Raw genomic sequence first — 22,440 nt, 5'->3', positions numbered from 1 at the left:
GAGGGGTGGCCAGGTGAATATCGTCGTCGGTGTCACCGGTGGCATTGCCGCCTATAAAGCGGTGAACGTCATCCGTGGGCTGGTTCTCGCGGGTCACGATGTGCACGTCGTCGCAACCGATGCGGCACTGCGCTTCGTCGGAAAGCCGACGCTCGAGGCCATCAGCCGGAACATCGTGCACACCGACCTCTACGAGGGTGTGGCCGAGGTTCGGCACGTGGCGATCGGACAGGCCGCCGACCTCATCGTGATCGCCCCGGCGACCGCCAACACCATCGCGAAACTCGCCACGGGTCTCGCCGACGACCTGCTCGGTAACACTGTGCTCGCGAGTCGCGCGCCCGTGGTCATCGCTCCGGCGATGCACACCGAGATGTGGCAGCATCCGGCGACCGTGCACAACATCGGCGTGCTCCGCTCGCGGGGCGTGACCGTCGTCGGGCCCGCCGTCGGTCAACTCACCGGCGCCGACTCCGGGCCCGGTCGTCTCGAGGAGCCCGACGAGATCGTGCGGGCGGCCCTCGCCGTGCTGGAGCCGAAGGATCTCGTGGGCCGGCGCATCCTCGTCTCCGCGGGAGGAACCCGGGAGGCGCTCGACCCGGTGCGCTACCTCGGTAACCGGTCGAGCGGGAAGCAGGGACTCGCCCTCGCCCTCGCCGCAGTTGCGCGCGGTGCGGAAGTGACTCTCGTCGGAGCGAACCTCGAGGTGCAGACGCCCGCGTCCATGCGGGTGGTGCACGTCGGTTCGACGCTGGAGCTCGCGGCCGCGGTGCAGGCTGCCGCCCCCGACGTCGATGTGGTGATCATGGCTGCGGCGGTGGCGGACTATCGTCCCGAATCCGTGGCCGAGGCGAAGATCAAGAAAGAGATCGCCGGTGACCGGCTCACTCTCGAACTGGTGAAGAATCCCGACATTCTCGCGGGGTTGGCCGAGACCCGGGCTCCCGGGCAGATCATCGTCGGTTTCGCGGCGGAGACGGAGCAGGACCGGGAAGCGCTGCTCGCGCTCGGCCGGGCGAAGATCGCGAGGAAGGGCAGCGACCTTCTCGTCCTCAACAGGGTCGGCTGGACTGAGGGTTTCGGCACAGACGGCAATACCGTCGTCGTTCTCGACAGGCGCGGAGATATAGTGATGGAGGCCTCCGGGAGCAAGCAGACGGTGGCCGATCGCATCCTCGATGCCGTCGTCGCGCGCTTCGCCTGATCTCGGCCCGAGGCCGTCACTCGCCCCCCGAACGACCTCCACGCTGGGAACACCATGAGCGCAGCATCCACAACGCCACTCCGCCTGTTCACCTCCGAATCGGTGACGGAGGGCCACCCCGACAAGATCTGCGACCAGATCTCGGACAGCATCCTCGACGCCCTGCTGACGGTGGATCCGAACAGCCGCGTCGCGGTCGAAACCCTCGTGACCACCGGCCTCGTGCATGTCGCCGGCGAGGTCACCACCTCCGGCTACGTCGACATCCCCTCGATCGTGCGGGACCGCATCTGGAACATCGGCTACAACTCGTCCGATGTCTGGTTCGACGGTCGGTCCTGCGGCGTCTCCGTGTCGATCGGTGGCCAGTCGCCCGACATCGCGCAGGGCGTCGATGACGCCTTCGAGAGCCGCGAGGAGTCGAGCATCGACGACCTCGACCGGCAGGGTGCGGGGGACCAGGGCATCATGTTCGGCTACGCGACCACCGAGACACCCGAATTCATGCCCGTGCCCATCTGGCTTGCCCACCGCCTCGCCGAGCGTCTCGCCGAGGTGCGCAAGTCCGGCATGGTCGACTACCTCCGCCCGGACGGTAAGACCCAGGTGACCGTCGGGTACGACGGAATCGTTCCGCGCACCGTCGAGACCGTCGTGCTCTCCACACAGCATTCGCCCAAGGTCAGCACCGAGATGTTGCGTGCGGAGATCGAGGAGCTCGTCATCCGACCGGTACTCGAGCGGGCAGGACTCGACAGCCTGGACGCTCGCGTGCTGATCAATCCCACCGGTCGGTTCGAGATCGGGGGGCCGCAGGGCGACGCCGGACTCACCGGGCGCAAGATCATCGTGGACACGTACGGGGGAGCGAGCAGGCACGGCGGGGGCGCCTTCAGCGGTAAGGACCCCTCGAAGGTCGACCGCTCGGCGGCTTACGCCATGCGGTGGGTGGCGAAGAACGTCGTCGCCGCTGGTCTCGCCGACCGCCTCGAGGTGCAGGTCGCCTACGCCATCGGCAAGGCCGCGCCGGTGGGACTGTACGTCGAATCCTTCGGCACCGCCCATGTCGACGAGGCAACGATCATCGAGGCGATCCGCCAGGTCTTCGACCTGCGGCCGGCCGCGATCATCCGGGATCTCGACCTGCTCCGCCCCATCTACGCCGCCACCTCGACCTACGGCCATTTCGGGCGCGAACTGCCCGAATTCACGTGGGAGAAGCTGGACCGGGTCGACGCTCTGCGCAGCCTGGCCGGCCTGTAGAAGCGGGCACCGTCCTCGCCGTGGACGAGGTGCCGGGCGTGAACACCCCGCGGGTCGCGCGGGTGCTCATCGACTCGCCGTTGCCGCAACTCGACAGGCTCTTCGACTACAGCATCCCGGCCGCGATGGTCGCGGAGGCTCGACCCGGCGTGCGGGTGCGGGTTCCCCTGCGCTCGATGGGACGCATCGCCGACGGATTCATCGTGGAGGTGACGGGGGCGGGGGAGTTCGCCGGCACGCTGAGTGAGTTGGAGGCAGTGGTCTCCACCGCGAGGGTCTTGTCGCCGGAGGTATGGATGCTCGCCCGCCGCCTCGCCGACCGTGCCGCGGGGAGCGCAAGCGACATCGTGAGGCTCGCCGTGCCGAAGAGGCAGGTGCGCGTCGAGAAGGCCTGGCTGCTCGAAGCCGAAGCCGAAGCCGAAGCCGAGCCATCCGGTGCCGTAGTGGCCCTACCTGTGCCGGGCTTCGATACCGACCGAATCGATCTCGCGCTCGCCACGGGCGGACGCCTCGCGGTGGATGCCGTGCCCCGGGTGGTCGAAGTGCCCGCAGTCGGAGGCGGGGCACCGCGCTGGGTGGGATACTGGGCGACCACGATGGCCGCCAGCGCCACGCGGGCGCTGGCGGCAGGCGGATCCGCGATCCTCGCCGTGCCCGACTACCGGGACCAGGAGCAACTGGTGACCGCACTGCGGGCGGTGCTGCCCGCAGACCGGATCGTGCATCTGGATGCCCGGCAGTCCAACCCCGATCGTTATCGCGCGCTGCTGGCCTGCCTCGGTGACACGCCGCTCGCCATCGTCGGCAACCGTTCGGTGCTGTACGCCCCGGCGGCAAGACTCGGTCTGATGGCCGTCTGGGACGAGGGCGATCCGCTTCACAACGAGCCGCTGAGTCCCTACGTCCATGCTCGCGACATCGCCCTGGTGCGGCAGGAGTTACAGGGCTCCGCGCTCTTCTTCCTCTCCCATGCGCGCAGCACCGAGGTGGAGCGGCTGGTCGAGGTGGGTTGGCTCGACGAGCTCACCGCCGTTCGTGCGGTTCCACCGAAGGTGCTTCCCACGGCGCAGCAGCAGTCCCAGGATCGCCTGGCCGCACAGGCTCGCATTCCCTCCTCCGCCTGGCGGGAGGCGCGGGCCGCGCTCGAACACGGACCAGTGCTCGTGCAAGTGGCCCGCCCCGGTTACGCCCCGCGCCTCGCCTGTGCGAGCTGCGGCAATACCGCCCGTTGCCAGCGCTGCGAGGGCCCGCTGCGCCTCAAGACGGCTCGCTCCACCCCCTCGTGTTCCTGGTGTGGGAAACTCGCCACGGACTGGAGCTGCGCGAACTGTGCGGGCACGGCATTCCGAATGGTCGGGCAGGGGACGGGGCGTACCGCCGAGGATCTCGGCCGCGCCTTTCCCGGCGTCCGGATCATCATCGCCGACGGGGACCGACCGATCCTCTCCGTCGACGCCGAGCCCGCTCTCGTCATCGCCACCCGCGGAGCCGAACCGATCGCCGCCGGCGGCTACCGGGCGGTCCTGCTGCTCGATGGCGAGCGGATGGTGGCGCGGGAGAGCCTGCGGGTCGGTGAGGATTGCCTCCGCTGGTGGGCGAACGCGATCGCCCTTGCGGCACCGGGGGCGACGACGGTGCTGGTGGGTGTGGGCGGGGCACTGGCGTCCGCCCTCGCGACCTGGAGGCGTGCGGACTACCTCCGGTCCGAACTCGGTGACCGGCGCACTCTCCGGTTCCCTCCCGCGGTTCGGGTGGCTACCGTCACCGGAACCCCGGAGACGGTGCAGGCCGCGGTCGACGCCATCCACGACATCGACCGGGTGGATGTGCTCGGCCCGGTGGAAACGCCGGACGGCGGTGTCCGGGCCATCGTGCGATTCGATTACGGCGAGGGCGCTGCCGTCGCCTCTGGACTCCGCGCGGAGGTGATCCGGGCGGCGACGTCCCGCCGCAAGCGCGCCGGCGGCGCGACGGGGAGGGTCGCCCTGCCTACACTGAGAGTGCGTTTCGACGACGCACTGTCCTTCGACAGCTCAGAGTAGCCACCCTTCAACGAACGAGTTCCTCCATGTCCGATCTGGTCATCGTCTTCGCCGGAAGCCCGGCGGCCGCTGTGCCGAGCCTTCAGGCCCTCACGGCGAGTCGCCACGATGTCGCCGCCGTGCTGACCCGTGATGACTCGCCCCGGGGGCGTCGTCGCGAACTCACCCCGACCGCGGTCGCCTCTGCCGCCGGGGAACTCGGTCTGCCGATCATCCGGGCCAACCGGCTTGCGGGACCGGCGACCGCGGAGATCACTGCGCTGCGACCCGACCTCGGAGTGATCGTCGCCTACGGCGGTCTCGTTCGCGAGCCGCTGCTCTCCGTGCCTCGGCTCGGATGGATCAACCTGCACTTCTCGCTGCTGCCGCGGTGGCGCGGAGCGGCGCCGGTGCAACGGGCGATCATCGCCGGAGATGAGATGACCGGCGCCTCCGTCTTTCAGCTGGTGCCCGAACTCGATGCCGGTGACGTGTTCGGCCAATTCACCCAGGCGATAGGCGCCCACGAGACAGCCGGGCACCTGCTCGACTCGCTGGCGGTGAGCGGCGCGGAGCTGCTGGTGCGGGTGGTTGATGCGATCGCAGACGGCATCGCGCGGGCCGAGCCCCAGCGCGGAGACGTGACTCTCGCGCCTAAACTCGAGCTCGCCGACGCCCGGCTGGACTTCGCCGAGCATGCCTCCACCGTGTTCGATCGCCTGCGCGGGGTCACTCCGGAGCCCGGGGCATTCACCCAGGTCGACGATGTGCGCGTCAAGGTCCTCGAGGCGGCGATCGTGCGCGATCAGCCGCCCCTTGCCCCCGGTCAGCTCGAACTCCGCGACGGACGGGTGCTGGTGGGCACCGCGAGCGACCCGCTCGAGCTGGTGTCGGTGCATCCGGCCGGGAAGAAGCCGATGAGGGCTGCCGACTGGTGGCGCGGCCGGCCGGCCGGAGCCGGAACGGTGGCGCGATGAGCGACCGTCGCCCGGCTCGCGGCACCCGCACGCCCGAACCCCCGTCCCGCGTGCAGCCCGCCCGGCGAATCGCCCTCGACGTGATCATGGCGGTGCGCGAGACGGATGCCTACGCCAACCTCCTGCTGCCGGTGAAGCTCGAGCGTGCTCGACTGAACCCGCAGGATGCCGCCCTCGCGACAGAGCTCACCTACGGCACGCTGCGCCAGCAGGGATACTACGACGCGGTGATCGAGCTCGCCGCCGGGCGCTCGACCGAGGAGATAGATTCGCCCATTCTCGATGTGCTTCGGCTCGGAACGCACCAGCTGCTGTCGATGCGCGTGGCGCAGCATGCTGCGGTGGATGAGGCCGTCTCCCTCGCCAAGGAGGTCGGATCCCGGTCGGCCGCCGGCTTCGTCAACGGAGTCTTGCGCACCATCACACGAAGCGAGCCTTCGGCCTGGCACGACCGGGTGATGGCGAAGCCGCGCAATGACGACGAACGACTTTCGCTCGAGCACTCTCATCCGCTCTGGATCGTGCGCGCGTTCCGCCAGGCGCTTGCGGCGGAGGGCCGGGAGGATGAGCTGGAAGACCTGCTGATCGCCGACAACTTCGCTCCGCGCGTGTCGTTGGTCGCGCTGCCGGGACTCGCGACCATCTCCGAGATCAGGGGAACCCAGAAGGCGAAATACTCGCCTCTCGCAGCGGTGAGTGACGGGGGAGACCCCGCCCTCTGGCCGGCGGTGCACGAGGGGCGCGCCCGCGTGCAAGACGAGGGATCGCAACTCGCAGCCCTCGCGCTCAGCCGTGCCCGTCCGGTGGTCACCGGCGAGCGCTGGCTCGACCTGTGCGCGGGGCCGGGAGGCAAGGCCGCACTTCTGGCCGCCGAAGCCCGTGAGGGCGGGGCGATTCTCGTCGCGAACGAGATCACGCCCGCGCGCGCGGAGCTGGTGCGCAAGGCGCTTGCCGTGTTCCCCGATCCTCCGCAGGTGCTGGTGCAGGATGGCACGCTGTTCGGCGACCGGATGCCGCAGCAGTTCGACCGCATCCTGCTCGACGCTCCCTGCACCGGGCTCGGTGCGCTCCGTCGCCGCCCGGAAGCGCGCTGGCGCAAGCAGCCGAGCGATGTCGCGGACCTCACCGGGCTGCAGATCGGGCTTCTCGAGTCCGGGCTCGCCGCTCTGAAACCCGGCGGGATCCTCGCCTACGTCACCTGCTCTCCGCACCTGGCCGAGACGAAGGTCGTGGTGGAGACGGTTCTGCGCCGCAGCCCCGGCGTCTCTCGAATCGACACCGTCGCGGTGCTCGCGGCTGTCACCAAGCGCGAACTCGACCTGGGCGACTCCGCGGACGACGGGCACGTGCAACTCTGGCCCCATCGACACGGCACGGACGCCATGTTCATCTGTCTGCTGGAAAAGGCCGCACCCGTCGAGCCGTGAAGCGCCTCGCGGAGATCCCCGGCGCCACAGCGCGCCGTCTAGGCTGACGCAGGTGACTGTACGAATCAATCCGAGCATCCTGACCGCTGACTTCGCGAACCTCGAGCACGAGCTCGGTCGTATCGCGACTGCCGACCTGGTGCACGTCGACGTCATGGACAACCATTTCGTGCCGAATCTCACCTTCGGACCACGCATGGTGGAATCCCTGCAACGGGTCTCGCCCCTGCCGCTCGACATCCACCTGATGATCGACGACCCCGACCGCTGGGCTCCAGGCTACGCCGAGGTGGGTGCCTACTCGGTCACCTTCCATGCCGAGGCTGCGGCGGATGCCGTCGGCCTCGCGCGGCGCCTGCGCGCCATCGGCGCCCGGGCCGGGATCGCGGTCAAGCCCGGCACAGCGATCGAGCCCTATCTCGAGCTGCTGCCCGAGTTCGACCAGGTGCTCGTGATGACCGTCGAGCCGGGCTTCGGCGGGCAGTCGTTCATGGGCGAGACGATGCCGAAACTCGTCGCGCTTCGCGCCGCCGTGGCGGCATCCGGTCTCGACGTCTGGCTGCAGGTGGATGGCGGGATCACCGTGAGCACGATCGAGATCGCCGCGGAGGCCGGAGCCGATACCTTCGTCGCCGGCTCGAGTGTGTTCAACGTGGGGGAGCCGGTCGAACAGATCGCGCTCCTGCGAGCGGCAGCGTCCGCACACTCCCACTGAACGGGCGGGCTCGCCGACTCTGCTTGAATTGACCCATGACTGAGTTCAACAAGACCAAGCCAGAAATCGAGTTCTACGAGGGTGACGCGCCCGCCGAACTGGTGTCCATCGACATCGAGGTCGGTACCGGGGACGAGGCCAAGACCGGCGACAAGGTCGACGTGCACTACCTCGGCGTCGACTTCGAATCCGGTGAGGAGTTCGACTCCTCCTGGAGCCGCGGACAGTCCGTGGACTTTCCGCTGCGCTCCCTCATCGCCGGCTGGCAGGAGGGCATCCCCGGCATGAAGGTCGGCGGTCGCCGCCAGCTGATCGTGCCTCCCGCCCTCGCTTACGGCGCAGCGGGGTCCGGCCACCGGCTCTCCGGCCGCACTCTGATCTTCGTGATCGACCTGCTCGGCGTCAGCTAGACCCTTTGGCATCCCGCCCTGCCTAGCGGGCAGGGCGGATGCCCCCGGCGCGATGGGGCAGCCGGCCGCCCGTCACTGCCAGGGCAGCGCGACGGTCTCGACCTGCTCGCCGGCGCCGGCGCCACCCGGGGGGACGACGAGTACCCCCTCGGCATCCGCGAGCCCTCGCATCATGCCGGAGCCGAGCCATGGGTTTGCCACGCCCCGTCCGTCCACGATTCGGAATGGCACGAGGATGCTCGAGGCGCCGCGACCCTCGAGGGGGTCCGCAGACACCACGCGGCCGACCTCGGAGACGCGCCCGTGGAATCCGGCCAGGAGCGGTACCGCGAGGGTGAGGAAGCCCATCATCGCGGCAAGCGGGTTGCCCGGAAGACCCACGACCAGGCGGCCGTCGGGCATCCGGGCGAGCATCGTCGGTCCTCCCGGGCGCATGGCGACCCGGTGCACCAGGAACTCGGCGTCGAGGAACCGCAGGGCGGAACGCAGGTGATCGGACGCGGAGTCGCCGGTGCCGCCGGTGGTGACGATGAGGTCGACGGAACCGGAGTGCCCCTGAAGCGCCTCCACGGTCGCGGCGAAGTCATCGCGCACGCGCCGCTGTGAAACGACCGCGGCGCCCAGCATCCCCAGCACGCCGGGCAGCTGCGGACCGAAACTGTCGCGCACGCGCCCCGGACCGGGGATTCCGTGCTCGTCGACCTCGTCGCCCGTGAGAAGGAGGAGCACCCGCGGGCGTCGGATCACATCGAGGTCGTCGTGCCCGCATCCCGCGGCCAGCGCGACGTGTGCCGGATTGAGCAGGGTCCCTGCCGAAACGACGATCTCGCCGCAGCGGGCCTCGCGCCCCGGGACCCGGATGTGCTGGCCGGGATGGGGTTCGCCGCTGGAGGAGGTCGACTGGAGCACCGCGCCGGCGATGGTGCCGCTCTCGCTGCGGAGCACGGCATCGGCGCCCGGCGGCACCAGGCCGCCGGTGACGATCGCCGCCGCGAATCCGGGTTCGAGCCTCGATTCGCTGGTGAGGTGCCACGGACCGGCGCCGCTGACCGCCCAGCCGTCCATCGCCGAGGAGGAATAGTGCGGCACATCGCTCAACGCCAGAAGGTCCCTGGTGAGAATGCGCCCGATTCCGTCCTCTAGCGGCACCGTCTCGGAGGGGAGCACGGATGCCGCGGCCGCCGCGACGAGGCGTGCCGCATGCCAGTCATGGGCGAGCGGGGGTCCGGGCTGCGCACCGGGGAGGCCTCCGATCACCGTTTCTCGGATTTCGCGAGCTGCGTCGCTATCGCCACTGCCTGGCCGAAGGCGGCGGTCGCGCCCGCCGGCCCCGTCGAGGCTGCGGCGATCCCGGCGGCGTAGCCGACCAGGTAGGTCGTGAGTGGCGCTGCCGGGCGCAAGACCGCGTGGGCGGCGGTTCCGGCGAGGGCGAGTACGGCGTCGATGTCGACATCCACCGCTTCGAGGCCGAGCGCCTCGGTGAGTCGATCGCTCCACTCTGACAGTGCAACGCGCATCGCCTCATCGTCCCGGTCGCTCATGGGCTGTCCTTTCGTTGTGGTGGGTCGCGCTGTCGCCGCGGGCTGCGGGATGCCGAAGCCCGCGGCATCCGCCCACGTGTCGATGTCGTCGGTCGACCCCTCCGGCATCGGGATCTCGGCGAGATCGAGCGAGGCGAGCAGGGCGCGAACCGAGAGGCCGGTGAGGTCCCGCCCGTGCACCGCCGCGCTGAGCGGCCCGTACCGGTACAGGCCGAGCAGGGGTTGACGGCGACCTCCGGAGTCGATCGCGAGCACACCATCCGTGCCTTCGGAGGCGTGAGTGAGCAATTCGGCCACGGCCTTCGCGCTGTTCGGCAGGTCGCTCGCGAGCACCAGCAGGTAGTCGGGGGAAGCCGCGCGACGAGATTCTGGGCCCGGCGATTCCGGGCCGAGGGCCAGTATGCCGGCTCCGATCGCCGCGGCCGGCCCGCCGTAGGCCGGATCTTCCCGGGTGACGAGGACACCGGCCGGCACTACCGAGGGCGTGCCGACGACGACGCTGTGGCGGGCACCGGATGCCGCGTCGAGGGCGCGGGAGAGCAAGGACCTGCCGTCGACCTCCAACTCTGGTTTCGAGACGCCGTCCAGTCGGGATGCCCGCCCACCGGCGAGCACGATGGCGTCGAAGATCATGCGTTCAACTCTAGGTCGCAGGCACCGCGGCTCGGTCGGTACCTGCAATTCCCGTGTGGATCACAGCGCGTCCGGCAGACGGGTGGATACTCGAGAGTATGGGCAGAATCACGGTCAGGCGCAGGGTCACACGCATCACGGTGGGAGAGGGGGCGGTGCGGCGCGAAGATGTGCTCGCCGTCGAGGAGCCTCTGGAGATCCGGGTGGGAGGCAAGGCACTCGCCATCACCATGCGTACCCCCGGGCACGATTTCGACCTGGCGGCGGGATTCCTCGTGTCCGAAGGGGTCGTCTCGAACGGAGACCACTTCGCCGCAGCCCGCTACTGCGCGGGGGCGACAGTCGACCGCGAGAACACCTACAACGTGCTGGATGTCACGCTCGGTGAGGGCGTTCCGGCGCCAGATCCCAGCCTCGAACGCAATTTCTACACCACCAGCTCCTGTGGCCTGTGCGGGAAGGCGAGCATCGATGCCGTGAGAACCCTCTCGGCCTTCGCCGTCTCCGAGGACGCTCTCGTGGTGGATGCCGAGCTGCTCGCGACGTTCCCCGACCGCCTGCGCGCCGGGCAGGATGTCTTCGACAAGACCGGGGGGCTTCATGCGGCGGCGCTGTTCGACGGTGTCACCGGCGAGATGCTGGTGCTCCGCGAAGACGTCGGTCGGCACAATGCGGTCGACAAGGTGGTGGGTTGGGCGCTCACCCAGAACCTCTTGCCGCTGCGAGGCATGGTGCTGATGGTCTCCGGGCGAGCGAGTTTCGAACTCACGCAGAAGGCGTCGATGGCGGGGATCCCGGTGCTTGCCGCGGTGTCTGCGCCGTCATCCCTCGCCGTCGAGCTCGCGAGCGAGGTGGGGATGACCGTCGTCGGCTTCCTGCGAGGACGGTCAATGGTCGTTTACAGCGGCGAGCACAGGCTCGGCACCGACACCCCAGCCACGAAACTCGATGAGACGGTAGCAGCGAAATGACGAAGAAGACAGAGTCCAAGGAATCCCTGAACCCGGGCCACGACTATCCGGATCTCGAGGTCTCCCCTCCCGAGGACTGGGCCGTCGGGCTCCCCGCGATCTACCACTCGATGGAGCCGGCCATCGTGCAACTCGGCCTCACGCGCACCGCGAAGCTCATGACTTCGATGAACCAGAAAGACGGGTTCGACTGCATGAGTTGCGCCTGGCCGGATCCAGACAAGCGCAAGGCGCTCGAATTCTGCGAGAACGGCGCCCGCGCTGTCACCTGGGAGGCGACTCCGGTGACCGTTCCCACCAGCTTCTGGGCGGAGAACTCCGTGTCGGACCTTCTGACCAAATCGGAGTATTGGCTCGGGATGCAGGGGCGACTCACCGAACCCGTCTACAAGCCGGCGGGATCCGATCACTACGAGCCGATCTCGTGGGACAAGGCATTCTCCCTGCTCGGCGAGCGGCTGCGGGGACTCGATTCCCCCGACAAGGCCGTGTTCTACACGAGCGGGCGCACCGCCAACGAAACGGCATTCGTCTACCAGCTCTTCGCGCGCGCCTATGGAACCAACAATCTGCCGGACTGCTCGAACATGTGCCACGAGTCGACGAGCCTCGCTCTCGGCGAGGTGATCGGGATCGGCAAGTCGACGATCGCCTACGACGATTTCGAACGCGCCGACCTGATCATCATCCTCGGCCAGAATCCGGGCACGAATCATCCGCGGATGCTCACCGCCCTGGAGGATGCGAAGAAGAACGGCGCGAAGATCGTTGCGGTGAACCCGCTGCCAGAGGCCGGGCTCATGCGCTACAAGAACCCTCAGAAGGTGCGCGGAATCGTTGGTCGGGGTACCACTCTCGCCGACCAATTCCTGCAGATCCGATCGGGAGGGGACATGGCACTGCTGCAGGCCCTGTCGAAGCGCGTGCTGGACGCCGAGGCGGCGAACCCGGGCACGGTGCTCGACCACGACTTCCTCGCGAAGCACAGCTCCGGCCTGGCCGAATTCACCGCGCATCTCGCCGGGCTGGATGAGGCGGAGGTCCTCGCGGCGACCGGGCTCGACGCCGTTGAGATCGACGAACTCGCCGAACGCTATCTCGCCTCCGACCGGGTGATCATCTCCTGGGCGATGGGGCTGACCCAGCATCGCAACTCCGTCGCCACTCTCAAAGAGGTCATCAACCTGCTGCTGCTGCGCGGAAACATCGGCAAGCCCGGTGCCGGGGCATCCCCCATCCGCGGCCACAGCAATGTGCAGGGGGACCGCACCATGGGCATCTGGGAGCAGGTGACGCCGGCATTCCTCGATGCGATCGAGGCGGAGTTCGGATTCTCACCCCCGCGGCCGCACGGGATGGATGCGCTGAAGTCGATCGCCGCGATGCAGAAGGGAGAGGTCTCTGTCTTCTTCGCGCTCGGCGGCAACTTCGTCGCGGCACTGTCCGACACCGAGGCGACCGAGGCTGCGATGCGGGGGTGCGATCTCACGGTGCAGGTGTCGACCAAACTCAATCGGTCTCACGCGGTGATCGGGTCGGAGGCGCTGATCCTGCCGACCCTCGGCCGCACCGAGTTCGACCTGCAGAAGTCCGGACCGCAATTCCTCTCCGTCGAAGACACGGTGTGCGCGGTGCACGCCACCCATGGGAGCGTGCCTCCCGTCGCGCCGGGCTTGCTGTCCGAGGTGTCGATCGTCACCCGGATGGCGGTCGCTGCGCTCGGCGACTCCGGACCGATCGACTGGAACGGGATGGAGGCGGACTACGACCTCATCCGTGAGCACATCTCCCGGGTGGTGCCGGGCTTCGAAGACTTCAATGAGAAAGTCCGTCGCTCGAGCGGATTCATCCTGCCGAACGGGCCGCGGGACACCCGCAGCTTCGACACCGAGACCGGCAAGGCCATGATCACGGTCAACGCGCTCGAGCCGCTCGAGCGCCCGGAAGGCCGACTCATCCTGCAGACGCTCCGTTCGCACGACCAGTTCAACACCACCATCTACAGCCTGAACGACCGCTATCGCGGCATCAAGAACGGCCGGGATGTCGTGTTCGTCAACTCCGAAGACCTCACCGAACTGGGGCTCGAGGATGGCCAGCGGGTGGATATCGTCAGCGAGTGGGCGGGGGAGCCCGACCGGTATCTTCGCAACTACCGGGTCGTGTCCTACCCGACCGCGAAGGGTTGTGCGGCCGCGTACTTTCCCGAGGCCAACGTGCTGGTTCCGCTGGCCAGTGCGGCGATCGGCAGCAACACCCCGGTGTCGAAGGCCGTCATCGTGCGGCTCGAGCCCGTGGCATCCGCCAGCACCCGGTAGCCTTGCAGGTGTGAAATCGTTCGACGACCTGTTTGCTGAGCTCAGCGAGAAGTCGGTGTCGCGCCCCGAGGGTTCGGGCACCGTTGCCGAGCTCGACGCCGGAGTGCACGCCATCGGCAAGAAGATCGTCGAAGAAGCCGCCGAGGTGTGGATGGCGGCGGAATTCCAGTCTCTCGACGAGACGGCGGAGGAGATCTCCCAGCTGATCTACCACCTTCAGGTGCTCATGATCTCGAAGGGCCTGACCACGGCGGATGTCTACCGACATCTGTGAGTCCTGCCCTCCCTCCACCGCCACCCTCACCTGAAGAGACCACCATGTTGCGAATCGCAGTGCCCAACAAGGGCTCCCTGAGCGAGACCGCCGCCGAGATGCTGTCCGAAGCCGGATACGCCGGCCGTCGCGATCCGCGCGCGCTCAACCTGTCCGACCCCCGAAACGACGTCGAGTTCTTCTTCCTGCGTCCCCGTGACATCGCCACCTACGTCGGATCCGGCGCACTCGATGTCGGGATCACCGGACGCGACCTGCTTCTCGACTCCGGGTCGACCGCTGTAGAGATCGCCAGCCTCGACTTCGGGGCATCCACCTTTCGCTTCGCCGGGACGGCCGGGCGTTTCTCGACCCTCGAGGACCTCGAGGGGGTGCGGGTCGCGACCAGCTACCCCGGACTGGTCGGCGACTTCCTCTCCCGCCAGGGTGTGAACGCCGTCCTCGTCAAGCTAGACGGCGCGGTCGAATCGGCCGTGAAGCTCGGGGTCGCTGATGCCGTCGCGGACGTCGTCTCGACCGGTTCGACACTGCGTGCCCAGGGTCTGGAGATCTTCGGTCCGGTCATCCTCGAATCCTCCGCCGTGCTGATCAGCGCGAAGAGCGGGATGGCCGGGATCACCACGCTCCAGCGCCGCCTGCAGGGCGTGCTCGTCGCCCGCCAGTACGTCCTGATGGACTACGACCTCCCCGTCGCCCTGATCGAAGCGGCCTCGGCCATCACCCCGGGTCTCGAGTCCCCGACGGTCTCGCCGTTGCGGGATCGCGAGTGGGTCGCGGTGCGGGTGATGGTGCCGCGCGAAGATACCAACCAGGTCATGGACCGGCTCTACGAGCTCGGAGCGCGCGCCATCCTGGTCAGCCCCATCCACGCGGCCCGGATCTGACCGTGCCTGTCGCGGTTCGTGTGATCCCGTGTCTTGATGTCGCGGCCGGCCGGGTCGTCAAGGGCGTCAACTTCCTCGACCTGCGTGACGCCGGCGATCCCGTCGAGCTCGCGCGCCGCTACTACGAGCAGGGTGCCGACGAGATCACCTTCCTCGACGTCACCGCCACTGTCGACGACCGCGCGACGATGTACGACGTCGTGCAGGCGACGGCCGAGCAGGTCTTCATCCCGCTGACAGTGGGCGGAGGGGTGCGGACCGTCGACGACGTCGCTCGCCTTCAGGGTCACGGGGCGGACAAGATCGGCGTGAACAGCGCTGCGATCGCGCGTCCGGCGCTTCTCGGCGAGATCGCCGACCGCTTCGGAGCCCAGGCCCTTGTTCTCTCCCTCGACGTGAAGCGTTCCGCGCGCGGGGCGAGTGGATGGGTGGTCACCACTCACGGTGGCCGCACCGAGACCGACATCGACGCGCTGACGTGGGCGATCGAGGCGATCGAACGGGGTGCCGGTGAGTTGCTGGTGAACTCCATCGACGCGGATGGCACGAAGAACGGCTTCGACCTCCCGCTGATCGCCGCCATGCGTGAGATCAGCCGCGTGCCCGTGATCGCCAGCGGCGGAGCCGGGTCGATCGAACACTTCGCACCGGCGATCGCGGCCGGCGCGGATGCCGTGCTCGCGGCATCCGTCTTCCACAACGGAGAATTGACCGTCGGCGACGTGAAGCAGGGACTCGCCGAGGCCGGCATCCTGGTGAGGAATTGAGCCCTATGGACACTCCACCGATTGACACAGCATCAAGGGAGAGCGCATCGATGGGCGCCGCGCCTCTCGACCCCTCGATCGACGCCGTGCTCGCCAGAGCGAGTTTCGACAGCAATGGCCTGCTGCCCGCGATCATCCAGCAATGGGACAGCCGCGAGGTGCTCATGCTGGGCTACATGGATGCGGAAGCGCTGCGCCGCACGCTGACCGAGGGGCGCGTGACCTTCTGGTCGCGTTCGCGCCAGGAGTATTGGCGCAAGGGGGACACCTCGGGCCACCGGCAGTATGTGCGGGGCGCCGCTCTCGACTGTGACTCCGACACCCTGCTGGTGCAGGTGGAGCAGGTGGGGGCCGCCTGCCACACGGGAGCGCACGCCTGCTTCGATGTCGATCCCCTTCACCCGCTGGTGCTTGAAGCGACGGAAGGTGCTGCGCATGAGTGAAACCACCAGCCGCGAACAGTTCGAATCGCTGCTCGACGGTCATCGTGTCGTGCCGGTGATCCGCGAGCTCTTCGCCGACGGCGAGACGCCGGTGGGCATCTACCGCAAGCTCGCGAAGGGCGAACCGGGCAGCTTCCTGCTCGAATCGGCCGAGCAGGGTGGCATCTGGTCGCGGTTCTCCTTCATCGGGGTGTCCAGTTTCGGAGTGCTCACCCAGTCCATCGATGAGTCAGGGGAGGATGTCGCGGTCTGGCTCGACTACGGGCTGTCGGCCGAGCGCGCACTCGGTAGTGACTGCCCCAGGGGTCCGCTCGCGGCTCTCGCGCACCTCTACGAACGGTGGGGGACCCCCCACGTTCCTGGTCATCCTCCCCTCACGGGTGGCCTCGTCGGCTTCATCGGGTGGGAGGCGATCCGTCAGATCGAGCGTCTGCCCAACCGGCCCCCGGCCGATTTCGATTTCCCCGGGCAGGCACTGAGCTTTGTTTCAGAACTCGTGGTCGTCGATCACCGCACCGGCACGGTGCTGCTCATCGCCACGGTGCTGAACGACGGGGTGGATGCCGGCGACGAGCTGTGGTCCGTCGCCCAGTCCCGGCTCGATCGAATGCAGGCCGGGATCGCGCAGCCCGCGGAGGCCTGGCTGGCGGAAGTCGACCTGTCGACACCGGCGGCAGCTGTGCCGCGCATCGATGCCCCGGTCTTCCATGAGGCGATCGAGAAGTCGAAGCGATTCATCCGCGACGGAGATGTCTTCCAGGTCGTGATCTCCCAGCGCTTCGACCACGAGATCACCGCCGACCCGATCGATGTCTACCGGGTGCTGCGCACCCTCAACCCGAGTCCCTACATGTACCTGTTGTCCCTGGTGACGGCGGAGGGTGAGCCCTATTCCATCGTGGGTTCCTCCCCGGAGGCGCTCGTGAAGGTGGAGAACTCGCGGGTGTACATGCACCCCATCGCCGGATCCCGCCCGCGGGGGATCGGACCGGAAGAGGATCTCGCCCTCGCGGACGAACTGCTCGCCGACCCGAAGGAACGGGCGGAGCACCTGATGCTGGTCGACCTCGCGCGCAATGACCTGCTCAAGGTCTGCATCCCGGGCACCGTCGAGGTGAGTGAATTCATGCAGGTCGAGCGTTTCAGTCACATCATGCATCTCGTGTCCTCCGTCGAGGGCGACCTGAGGCCGGCGGCGAATTCGATCGACGTGTTCCGTGCGACCTTCCCGGCCGGCACGCTGTCCGGTGCGCCGAAGCCGCGGGCACTGGAGATCATCGACGAGCTCGAGGTCGCCCAGCGCGGGCTGTACGGGGGAGTGGTCGGCTACTTCGGATTCGCGGGTGATCTCGATCTCGCCATCGCCATCCGCACCACCACGATTTCGGGAGGGATCGCGCGGGTGCAGGCCGGCGCCGGCCTCGTCGCGGATTCCGATCCGCAGAGCGAATACCTCGAGTCCCAGAACAAGGCTGCCGCCCCGCTTCGGGCGGTCGCCATCGCCAACGCGATGCGGCGGGTGCAGTAGCCCATGACACCCCGTCGGCTGAAGAACACCACGCTGCTCGCGGCGATCGTGCTGAGCGGTCTCACCCTGCTCACCTGGACCGGTGAATGGTTCTCGCTCACCCTGCGCGAGACGGCCACCGGCCATCCCGTGCTCAGCGTAACCGGCGATGTCGCGGCCCCGGCGCTCATCGCCCTCGCCCTCGCCAGCCTCGCCCTCGTGGCAGCTCTCGCCATCTCCGGCCCCTTCTTCCGGGTCGTGCTCGGTGTGCTGCAGGTCGTCATCGGGTTCACCGTCACCCTCTCCGCGATCCTCGCGGTGTCGAATCCGGTGCACGCGTCGGAGGCTGCCATCTCCGCGGTCACCGGCGTCGGCGGCTCGAAGTCGATCGCCGCACTCGTCACGGCGGTGTCGCAGTCCGCCTACCCCGGGATCGCCATCGCCGTCGGCATCCTCACGGCAATGCTCGGAGTGGTCGTGCTGGTGACCGGCCGGCGCTGGCCCGGATCATCGGGGCGTTATCGCCAGCCCGTCGTTCTCGAGGATCCCGAAGCGGCCACCGGAAGCGACGATTCCGGGCCGGAGGATGCCGCGGCGCACGCCGTCTCGGACTGGGACACGCTGAGCGGCGGAAGCGACCCGACCTCGCGGTAGAGGCATCGCCCCTCGCGATAGACTGTGTGCTGAACACCCACGAAGGAGACCTGTGAGCGACGAATTCCCCGAGCCGGGCGAAGGCAATTCCCCGGCTGCCTGGACTGCCGTGATCATCATGCTTGTCGCATTCAGCATCGGCACGATCGCGTTCTTCTTCAACGTGCAGTTCATGGTCTGGGCCTCTGTAGGTCTCCTCCTCGTCGGCATCATCGTCGGTTTCGTGATGAAGCGCATGGGGTACGGCGTCTACGGCGCCAAATACACCCCGAAGGGCCACTGACTCAGGTGCTCGCCGATCTCGTTTCCGGGGCCGTCCAAGATGCTTCGGAGCGTCGTGCCCTGCGCACCCTCGCCGAAGTCGAAGCCGCCGCCCTCGCCCGCCCAGCGGCGATCGATGCCCTCGCGGCGCTCGCCCCGGCATCCCGCGTTCGCATCATCGCCGAGGTGAAGCGGGCAAGCCCGTCCCGTGGTTCCCTCGCCGACATCCCCGACCCCGCCGCTCTCGCCGTGTCCTATGAGACCGGAGGGGCTAGCGCGATCAGTGTGCTCACCGAGGGACGCAAGTTCGGCGGTTCCCTCGCCGATCTCGAGGCGGTGCGGGCCGCGGTGACGGTGCCCGTTCTTCGCAAGGATTTCATCGCCGAGCCCTATCAGGTGTTCGAAGCCCGCGCAGCGGGAGCGGACATGGTGCTGCTGATCGTCGCGGCGCTCGACCAGGTGACGCTCACGGAACTGTTCGATCTCACCCGCCAGCTCGGCATGGCCGTGCTGGTGGAGACCCACAGTGCCGACGAGGTATCCCGGGCGCTCGACATCGGTGCCGGCCTCGTCGGGGTCAACGCGCGAGACCTCTCCACCTTCGAGCTCGACCAGAACCTCTTCGGCACGCTGGCCGGGCAGATCCCCTCCGGTGTGATCCGGGTCGCCGAGTCCGCGGTGAAGTCCGCAGCGGATGTCGCCCACTACCGGGAAGCCGGTGCAGACGTCGTGCTCGTGGGCGAAGCGCTGGTCACAGGAGATCCGGTGCGAACACTGGCAGAATTCCTCGGTAACTAGTCAATCTCGAGCAAGGGTTATAGATCCATGGCACTGCGTGATGAACTCGGCCCGTATTTCGGCGAGTATGGCGGGCGTTTCGTCCCGGAATCGCTCATCGCGGCTCTCGACGAGTTGGATGCCGCCTACACGGCTGCAAAGACCGACCCGTTGTTCCAGGAGGAGCTGGCCGAGCTCCACCGCACCTACACCGGTCGCCCCTCCATCATCACCGAGGCGCCCCGTTTCGGAGCCCACGCGGGCGGCGCGCGGATCATCCTCAAGCGCGAAGACCTCAACCACACCGGCTCGCACAAGATCAACAATGTGCTCGGGCAGGCTCTCCTCGCCCGTCGGCTCGGCAAGACCCGCCTGATCGCGGAGACCGGCGCCGGCCAGCACGGGGTCGCGACCGCGACGGCGGCCGCGCTGTTCGGCATGGACTGCGTCGTCTACATGGGTGAGGTGGACACCGAGCGCCAGGCGCTCAACGTCGCACGGATGCGCCTGCTCGGCGCCGAGGTCATCCCGGTGACCGCGGGCTCCCGCACGCTGAAGGACGCCATCAACGAGGCACTGCGCGACTGGGTCGCCAACGTCGAGAACACCCACTACCTGCTCGGTACCGTCGCGGGGCCGCATCCCTTCCCCGTCATGGTGCGCGACTTCCACAAGATCATCGGCGAAGAGGCCAGGGCCCAGGTGCTCGAGCTCACCGGCGCGCTTCCGGATGCCGTCACCGCCTGCGTCGGCGGGGGCTCCAACGCGATGGGGATCTTCCACGCCTTCCTCGACGACCCCGGCGTCGCCCTGTACGGCTACGAGGCTGCCGGAGAGGGCCACCTCACCGAACGGCACGCCGCAACCATCACCCGCGGTCGCCCCGGAGTGCTGCACGGCACCCGCACCTACCTCCTGCAGGACGAGGACGGCCAGACCGTCGAGTCCCATTCGATCTCCGCCGGCCTCGACTACCCGGGCGTCGGACCGGAACACTCCTGGCTCAACGACATCGGTCGCGCGTCATACCTGCCGATCACCGACGACGAGGCGATGTCGGCGATGCGGCTGCTCTCCATGACCGAGGGGATCATTCCGGCCATCGAGTCGGCGCATGCCCTCGCCGGCACGATCAAGCTCGGGCTGGAGCTCGGCCCCGATGCGACGATCCTGGTGAACCTGAGTGGTCGCGGGGACAAAGACATGGAGACCGCCGGCAAGTACTTCGACATCCTCGACACCGAGGCGCTCACGGCCGAGGCCGCGGGGGAGCTGGCCATGCAGGCCGGCTCGACCGGGGACAACGCGTGAGCACCGCGACCGCGAGTCCCGCCGGCGTGAGCACCGTCGAAGCGGTCATCGCCGCGCGGAAGGCGGCCGGAAGCGGCGCGCTGGTGGGTTACCTCCCCGTGGGATTCCCCGACCTGCGGACGAGCATCGAGGCCGCTGTCGCCCTGGCCGAGAACGGGGTCGACGTGATCGAACTCGGCCTGCCGTACTCCGATCCGGTGATGGATGGACCGGTCATCCAGGCCGCCACTCTCACGGCCATCAATTCCGGTTTCAAACTGCGCCACGGATTCGAGGCGATCGCGGAGATCACGGCGCGCACGAATGTGCCGGTGCTGCTGATGACCTACTGGAACCCCGTGGTGCAGTACGGCGTCGAGCGGTTCGCCGACGACCTCGTCGCCGCCGGGGGTGCCGGACTGATCACCCCCGACCTGATTCCCGACGAAGCACGGGACTGGCTGGCGGCATCCAGCCGCACCGGACTCGACCGTGTGTTCCTCGCAGCGCCCTCCTCCACCGAGACCCGACTCGAGCAGGCCGTCGAGCGCAGCAGGGGCTTCGTCTACGCCGTGTCGACGATGGGGATCACCGGCGCCCGCAGCGACGTGGATGTCGCGGCGAAGACCCTTGTCGCCCGCCTCCGTGCTGCAGGCGCGACCTCCACCTGCGTCGGTCTCGGCATCTCCTCCCCGGAGCAGGTGCGCGAGGTCATCCAGTACGCGGATGGGGCCATCGTCGGTTCCGCCCTGGTGAAGGCTCTCGCCGATGGTGGTGTGTCCGCCGTCGCCGCGACAGCCGCGCACCTCGCGACCGGTACGCTTAGCTAGGTCTTCCCCCGCGGTCGAGGCCGGAGACTCCAGCACCACACTCACGCAGCACACCAGCGTCAGTACGAAAGGCACCCTCGAAAAGTGGTTATTCCCCTGAGCATCCCCAGCCCGAGCGAAGCCTGGCAGGCGATCCACCTCGGCGAATGGCTCAACAGCCTCGGCCTGACCTTCGTCTCCCCGAATCTCAGTATTCGTACCTACGCCATCTGCATCCTCGTCGGCATCATCGCCGCGACCATTCTCACCAACCAGCGTCTCAAAGCGCGCGGCGCGGAGTCCGGTGTCGTGCTCGACATCGCGCTGTGGGCGGTGCCGCTCGGCATCATCGGCGCCCGCATCTTCCACGTCGTCACCCATCCGGACGACTATTTCGGCTCCGCCGAGAAGATGCTGCACATCCTCTACATCTGGGAGGGTGGCATCGCGATCTTCGGATCGCTCATCGGTGGTGCGGTCGGTGTCTACATCGGTTGCCGCATGACCGGCGTGCGGTTCTGGACCTTCGCGGATGCCCTCGCGCCCGGCCTCCTGCTCGCCCAGGCCTTCGGCCGGTTCGGCAACTACTTCAACCACGAGTTGTACGGCGTGCCCACGAACGCCTGGTGGGGCCTCGAGATCGAGAAGTCGAACCCGGCCTTCCCCGCGGGGCTTCCGGCGGGAACGCTCTTCCAGCCGACCTTCCTCTTCGAAGTGATCTGGGACGTCGCGGGGGTGTTGGTGATCCTCTACCTCTCGAAGAAGTTCACCTTGCAGTGGGGCAAGACCCTCTCGATCTACCTGATCTGGTACGGCCTCGGCCGCAGCTACTTCGAGTCGATCCGCATCGACCCGAGCCTGATCTTCCTGGGGGTGCGCACGAACATCTGGGCGGCCTGGGCGGCGATCCTCATCGGTGTCATCATCTTCGTCGTGCAATCGCGTCGTCACCCCGGCCTCGAGCCGAGCGCCTATGTGCCCGGTCGGCAGTGGTCACCGACGCCTGCGGTAGACTCTGCGGACACCTACTCGGAATACGATGAGACCGACAACGATGCCGATCTCGACAGCAACTCGCACTCCGAATCGGCAACGGCATCCGCTCCTCAGGGCGGCGCCGCACCAAGGGGGAAGTCCGTCACAAGCGGCACCCGCCTGAAGTCGTAATACCCTGAAGTCTCACCGGAAAAATGCCGTGAAGTACGGCATCGAAGGTCGGGCGCCGCACCCCAGCGTCTGAGTATCGCAATCATCTCGGGCTTCAACTCTTCGGGCCGCCGCCGTCCCACCTGCC

General features: G+C 68.1%; 22 protein-coding genes. 20 read left to right on the top strand and 2 right to left on the bottom strand.

What is annotated here, in order from left to right; genetic code table 11:
- Positions 1 to 13: 13 nt before the first annotated feature.
- The 7 genes from coaBC to VLI63_RS01000 are packed head-to-tail and all read left to right on the top strand — an operon-like array spanning position 14 to position 8,017.
- Positions 14 to 1,204 carry a bifunctional phosphopantothenoylcysteine decarboxylase/phosphopantothenate--cysteine ligase CoaBC gene (gene coaBC / locus VLI63_RS01030; protein WP_409155046.1) on the top strand — a complete coding sequence of 397 codons (1,191 nt, stop codon included), beginning with the start codon at positions 14 to 16 and terminating at the stop codon, positions 1,202 to 1,204.
- A 54-nt stretch (positions 1,205 to 1,258) separates the two neighbouring features.
- A complete protein-coding gene (gene metK / locus VLI63_RS01025) occupies positions 1,259 to 2,467 on the top strand; it encodes a methionine adenosyltransferase (RefSeq protein WP_409155045.1) in 1,209 nt (402 codons plus the stop codon).
- Between the two features lie 20 nt (positions 2,468 to 2,487).
- The gene (locus VLI63_RS01020) at positions 2,488 to 4,509 is read left to right on the top strand and encodes a primosomal protein N' (protein ID WP_409155044.1); all 2,022 of its coding nucleotides are present in this window, start codon (positions 2,488 to 2,490) and stop codon (positions 4,507 to 4,509) included.
- A 35-nt stretch (positions 4,510 to 4,544) separates the two neighbouring features.
- Positions 4,545 to 5,465, top strand: a complete 921-nt coding sequence (gene fmt / locus VLI63_RS01015; protein WP_409155752.1) for a methionyl-tRNA formyltransferase — start codon at positions 4,545 to 4,547, stop codon at positions 5,463 to 5,465.
- Positions 5,462 to 6,892, top strand: coding sequence for an RsmB/NOP family class I SAM-dependent RNA methyltransferase (locus tag VLI63_RS01010; RefSeq protein WP_409155043.1), 1,431 nt, complete (start codon positions 5,462 to 5,464; stop codon positions 6,890 to 6,892). The genes fmt and VLI63_RS01010 overlap by 4 nt, the downstream gene beginning before the upstream one ends.
- A gap of 52 nt (positions 6,893 to 6,944) precedes the next feature.
- Positions 6,945 to 7,607: a ribulose-phosphate 3-epimerase gene (gene rpe / locus VLI63_RS01005; RefSeq protein ID WP_354575418.1), complete on the top strand. Its 663-nt coding sequence runs from the start codon at positions 6,945 to 6,947 to the stop codon at positions 7,605 to 7,607.
- 35 nt (positions 7,608 to 7,642) lie between these two features.
- Positions 7,643 to 8,017, top strand: coding sequence for an FKBP-type peptidyl-prolyl cis-trans isomerase (locus tag VLI63_RS01000; protein ID WP_185200653.1), 375 nt, complete (start codon positions 7,643 to 7,645; stop codon positions 8,015 to 8,017).
- Between the two features lie 72 nt (positions 8,018 to 8,089).
- Here VLI63_RS01000 and VLI63_RS00995 read toward each other — a convergent pair whose 3' ends face one another.
- Positions 8,090 to 9,274 carry a molybdopterin molybdotransferase MoeA gene (locus VLI63_RS00995; protein ID WP_409155042.1) on the bottom strand — a complete coding sequence of 395 codons (1,185 nt, stop codon included), beginning with the start codon at positions 9,272 to 9,274 and terminating at the stop codon, positions 8,090 to 8,092.
- The gene (locus VLI63_RS00990) at positions 9,271 to 10,191 is read right to left on the bottom strand and encodes an NTP transferase domain-containing protein (RefSeq protein WP_409155041.1); all 921 of its coding nucleotides are present in this window, start codon (positions 10,189 to 10,191) and stop codon (positions 9,271 to 9,273) included. The genes VLI63_RS00995 and VLI63_RS00990 overlap by 4 nt, the downstream gene beginning before the upstream one ends.
- Positions 10,192 to 10,289: 98 nt before the next feature.
- Between VLI63_RS00990 and fdhD the strand changes: the two genes are divergently transcribed.
- The 13 genes from fdhD to lgt all read left to right on the top strand — a co-directional run bounded on the left by fdhD (position 10,290) and on the right by lgt (position 22,313).
- On the top strand, positions 10,290 to 11,162 hold the full coding sequence (fdhD, locus tag VLI63_RS00985) for a formate dehydrogenase accessory sulfurtransferase FdhD (protein WP_409155040.1): 873 nt from the start codon (positions 10,290 to 10,292) through the stop codon (positions 11,160 to 11,162).
- Positions 11,159 to 13,480 carry an FdhF/YdeP family oxidoreductase gene (locus VLI63_RS00980; RefSeq protein ID WP_409155039.1) on the top strand — a complete coding sequence of 774 codons (2,322 nt, stop codon included), beginning with the start codon at positions 11,159 to 11,161 and terminating at the stop codon, positions 13,478 to 13,480. Before fdhD ends, VLI63_RS00980 begins: the two co-directional genes overlap by 4 nt.
- A gap of 10 nt (positions 13,481 to 13,490) precedes the next feature.
- Entirely contained in the window at positions 13,491 to 13,754 is a 264-nt protein-coding gene (locus tag VLI63_RS00975; RefSeq protein WP_185200648.1) for a phosphoribosyl-ATP diphosphatase, read from the top strand.
- Positions 13,755 to 13,798: 44 nt separating this feature from the next.
- On the top strand, positions 13,799 to 14,638 hold the full coding sequence (hisG, locus tag VLI63_RS00970; protein WP_409155038.1) for an ATP phosphoribosyltransferase: 840 nt from the start codon (positions 13,799 to 13,801) through the stop codon (positions 14,636 to 14,638).
- Between the two features lie 2 nt (positions 14,639 to 14,640).
- Complete coding sequence (gene hisF, locus VLI63_RS00965) at positions 14,641 to 15,405, top strand: imidazole glycerol phosphate synthase subunit HisF (protein ID WP_409155037.1); 765 nt, start codon at positions 14,641 to 14,643, stop codon at positions 15,403 to 15,405.
- A gap of 50 nt (positions 15,406 to 15,455) precedes the next feature.
- A complete protein-coding gene (gene hisI / locus VLI63_RS00960) occupies positions 15,456 to 15,848 on the top strand; it encodes a phosphoribosyl-AMP cyclohydrolase (protein ID WP_409155036.1) in 393 nt (130 codons plus the stop codon).
- Positions 15,841 to 17,376 carry an anthranilate synthase component I gene (locus tag VLI63_RS00955; RefSeq protein WP_409155035.1) on the top strand — a complete coding sequence of 512 codons (1,536 nt, stop codon included), beginning with the start codon at positions 15,841 to 15,843 and terminating at the stop codon, positions 17,374 to 17,376. The genes hisI and VLI63_RS00955 overlap by 8 nt, the downstream gene beginning before the upstream one ends.
- A 3-nt stretch (positions 17,377 to 17,379) precedes the next feature.
- Entirely contained in the window at positions 17,380 to 18,009 is a 630-nt protein-coding gene (locus VLI63_RS00950; protein ID WP_409155034.1) for a Trp biosynthesis-associated membrane protein, read from the top strand.
- Between the two features lie 52 nt (positions 18,010 to 18,061).
- Complete coding sequence (locus tag VLI63_RS00945) at positions 18,062 to 18,292, top strand: DUF6704 family protein (RefSeq protein WP_409155033.1); 231 nt, start codon at positions 18,062 to 18,064, stop codon at positions 18,290 to 18,292.
- A 5-nt stretch (positions 18,293 to 18,297) separates the two neighbouring features.
- Positions 18,298 to 19,068 (top strand): indole-3-glycerol phosphate synthase TrpC, encoded by a 771-nt coding sequence (gene trpC, locus VLI63_RS00940; protein ID WP_409155032.1) that lies wholly within the window; start codon positions 18,298 to 18,300, stop codon positions 19,066 to 19,068.
- Between the two features lie 27 nt (positions 19,069 to 19,095).
- Positions 19,096 to 20,358 carry a tryptophan synthase subunit beta gene (trpB, locus tag VLI63_RS00935; RefSeq protein ID WP_409155031.1) on the top strand — a complete coding sequence of 421 codons (1,263 nt, stop codon included), beginning with the start codon at positions 19,096 to 19,098 and terminating at the stop codon, positions 20,356 to 20,358.
- On the top strand, positions 20,355 to 21,167 hold the full coding sequence (gene trpA, locus VLI63_RS00930; protein WP_409155030.1) for a tryptophan synthase subunit alpha: 813 nt from the start codon (positions 20,355 to 20,357) through the stop codon (positions 21,165 to 21,167). Before trpB ends, trpA begins: the two co-directional genes overlap by 4 nt.
- Positions 21,168 to 21,251: 84 nt before the next feature.
- Positions 21,252 to 22,313: a prolipoprotein diacylglyceryl transferase gene (gene lgt, locus VLI63_RS00925; protein WP_409155029.1), complete on the top strand. Its 1,062-nt coding sequence runs from the start codon at positions 21,252 to 21,254 to the stop codon at positions 22,311 to 22,313.
- Positions 22,314 to 22,440 lie beyond the last annotated feature (127 nt).

The sequence above is a fragment of the Lacisediminihabitans sp. H27-G8 genome (assembly GCF_046156175.1).
Classification (GTDB): domain Bacteria; phylum Actinomycetota; class Actinomycetes; order Actinomycetales; family Microbacteriaceae; genus Lacisediminihabitans.
Note: the sequence above shows the minus strand (reverse complement) of the source record. Positions and strands in the feature narration are given on the sequence as shown.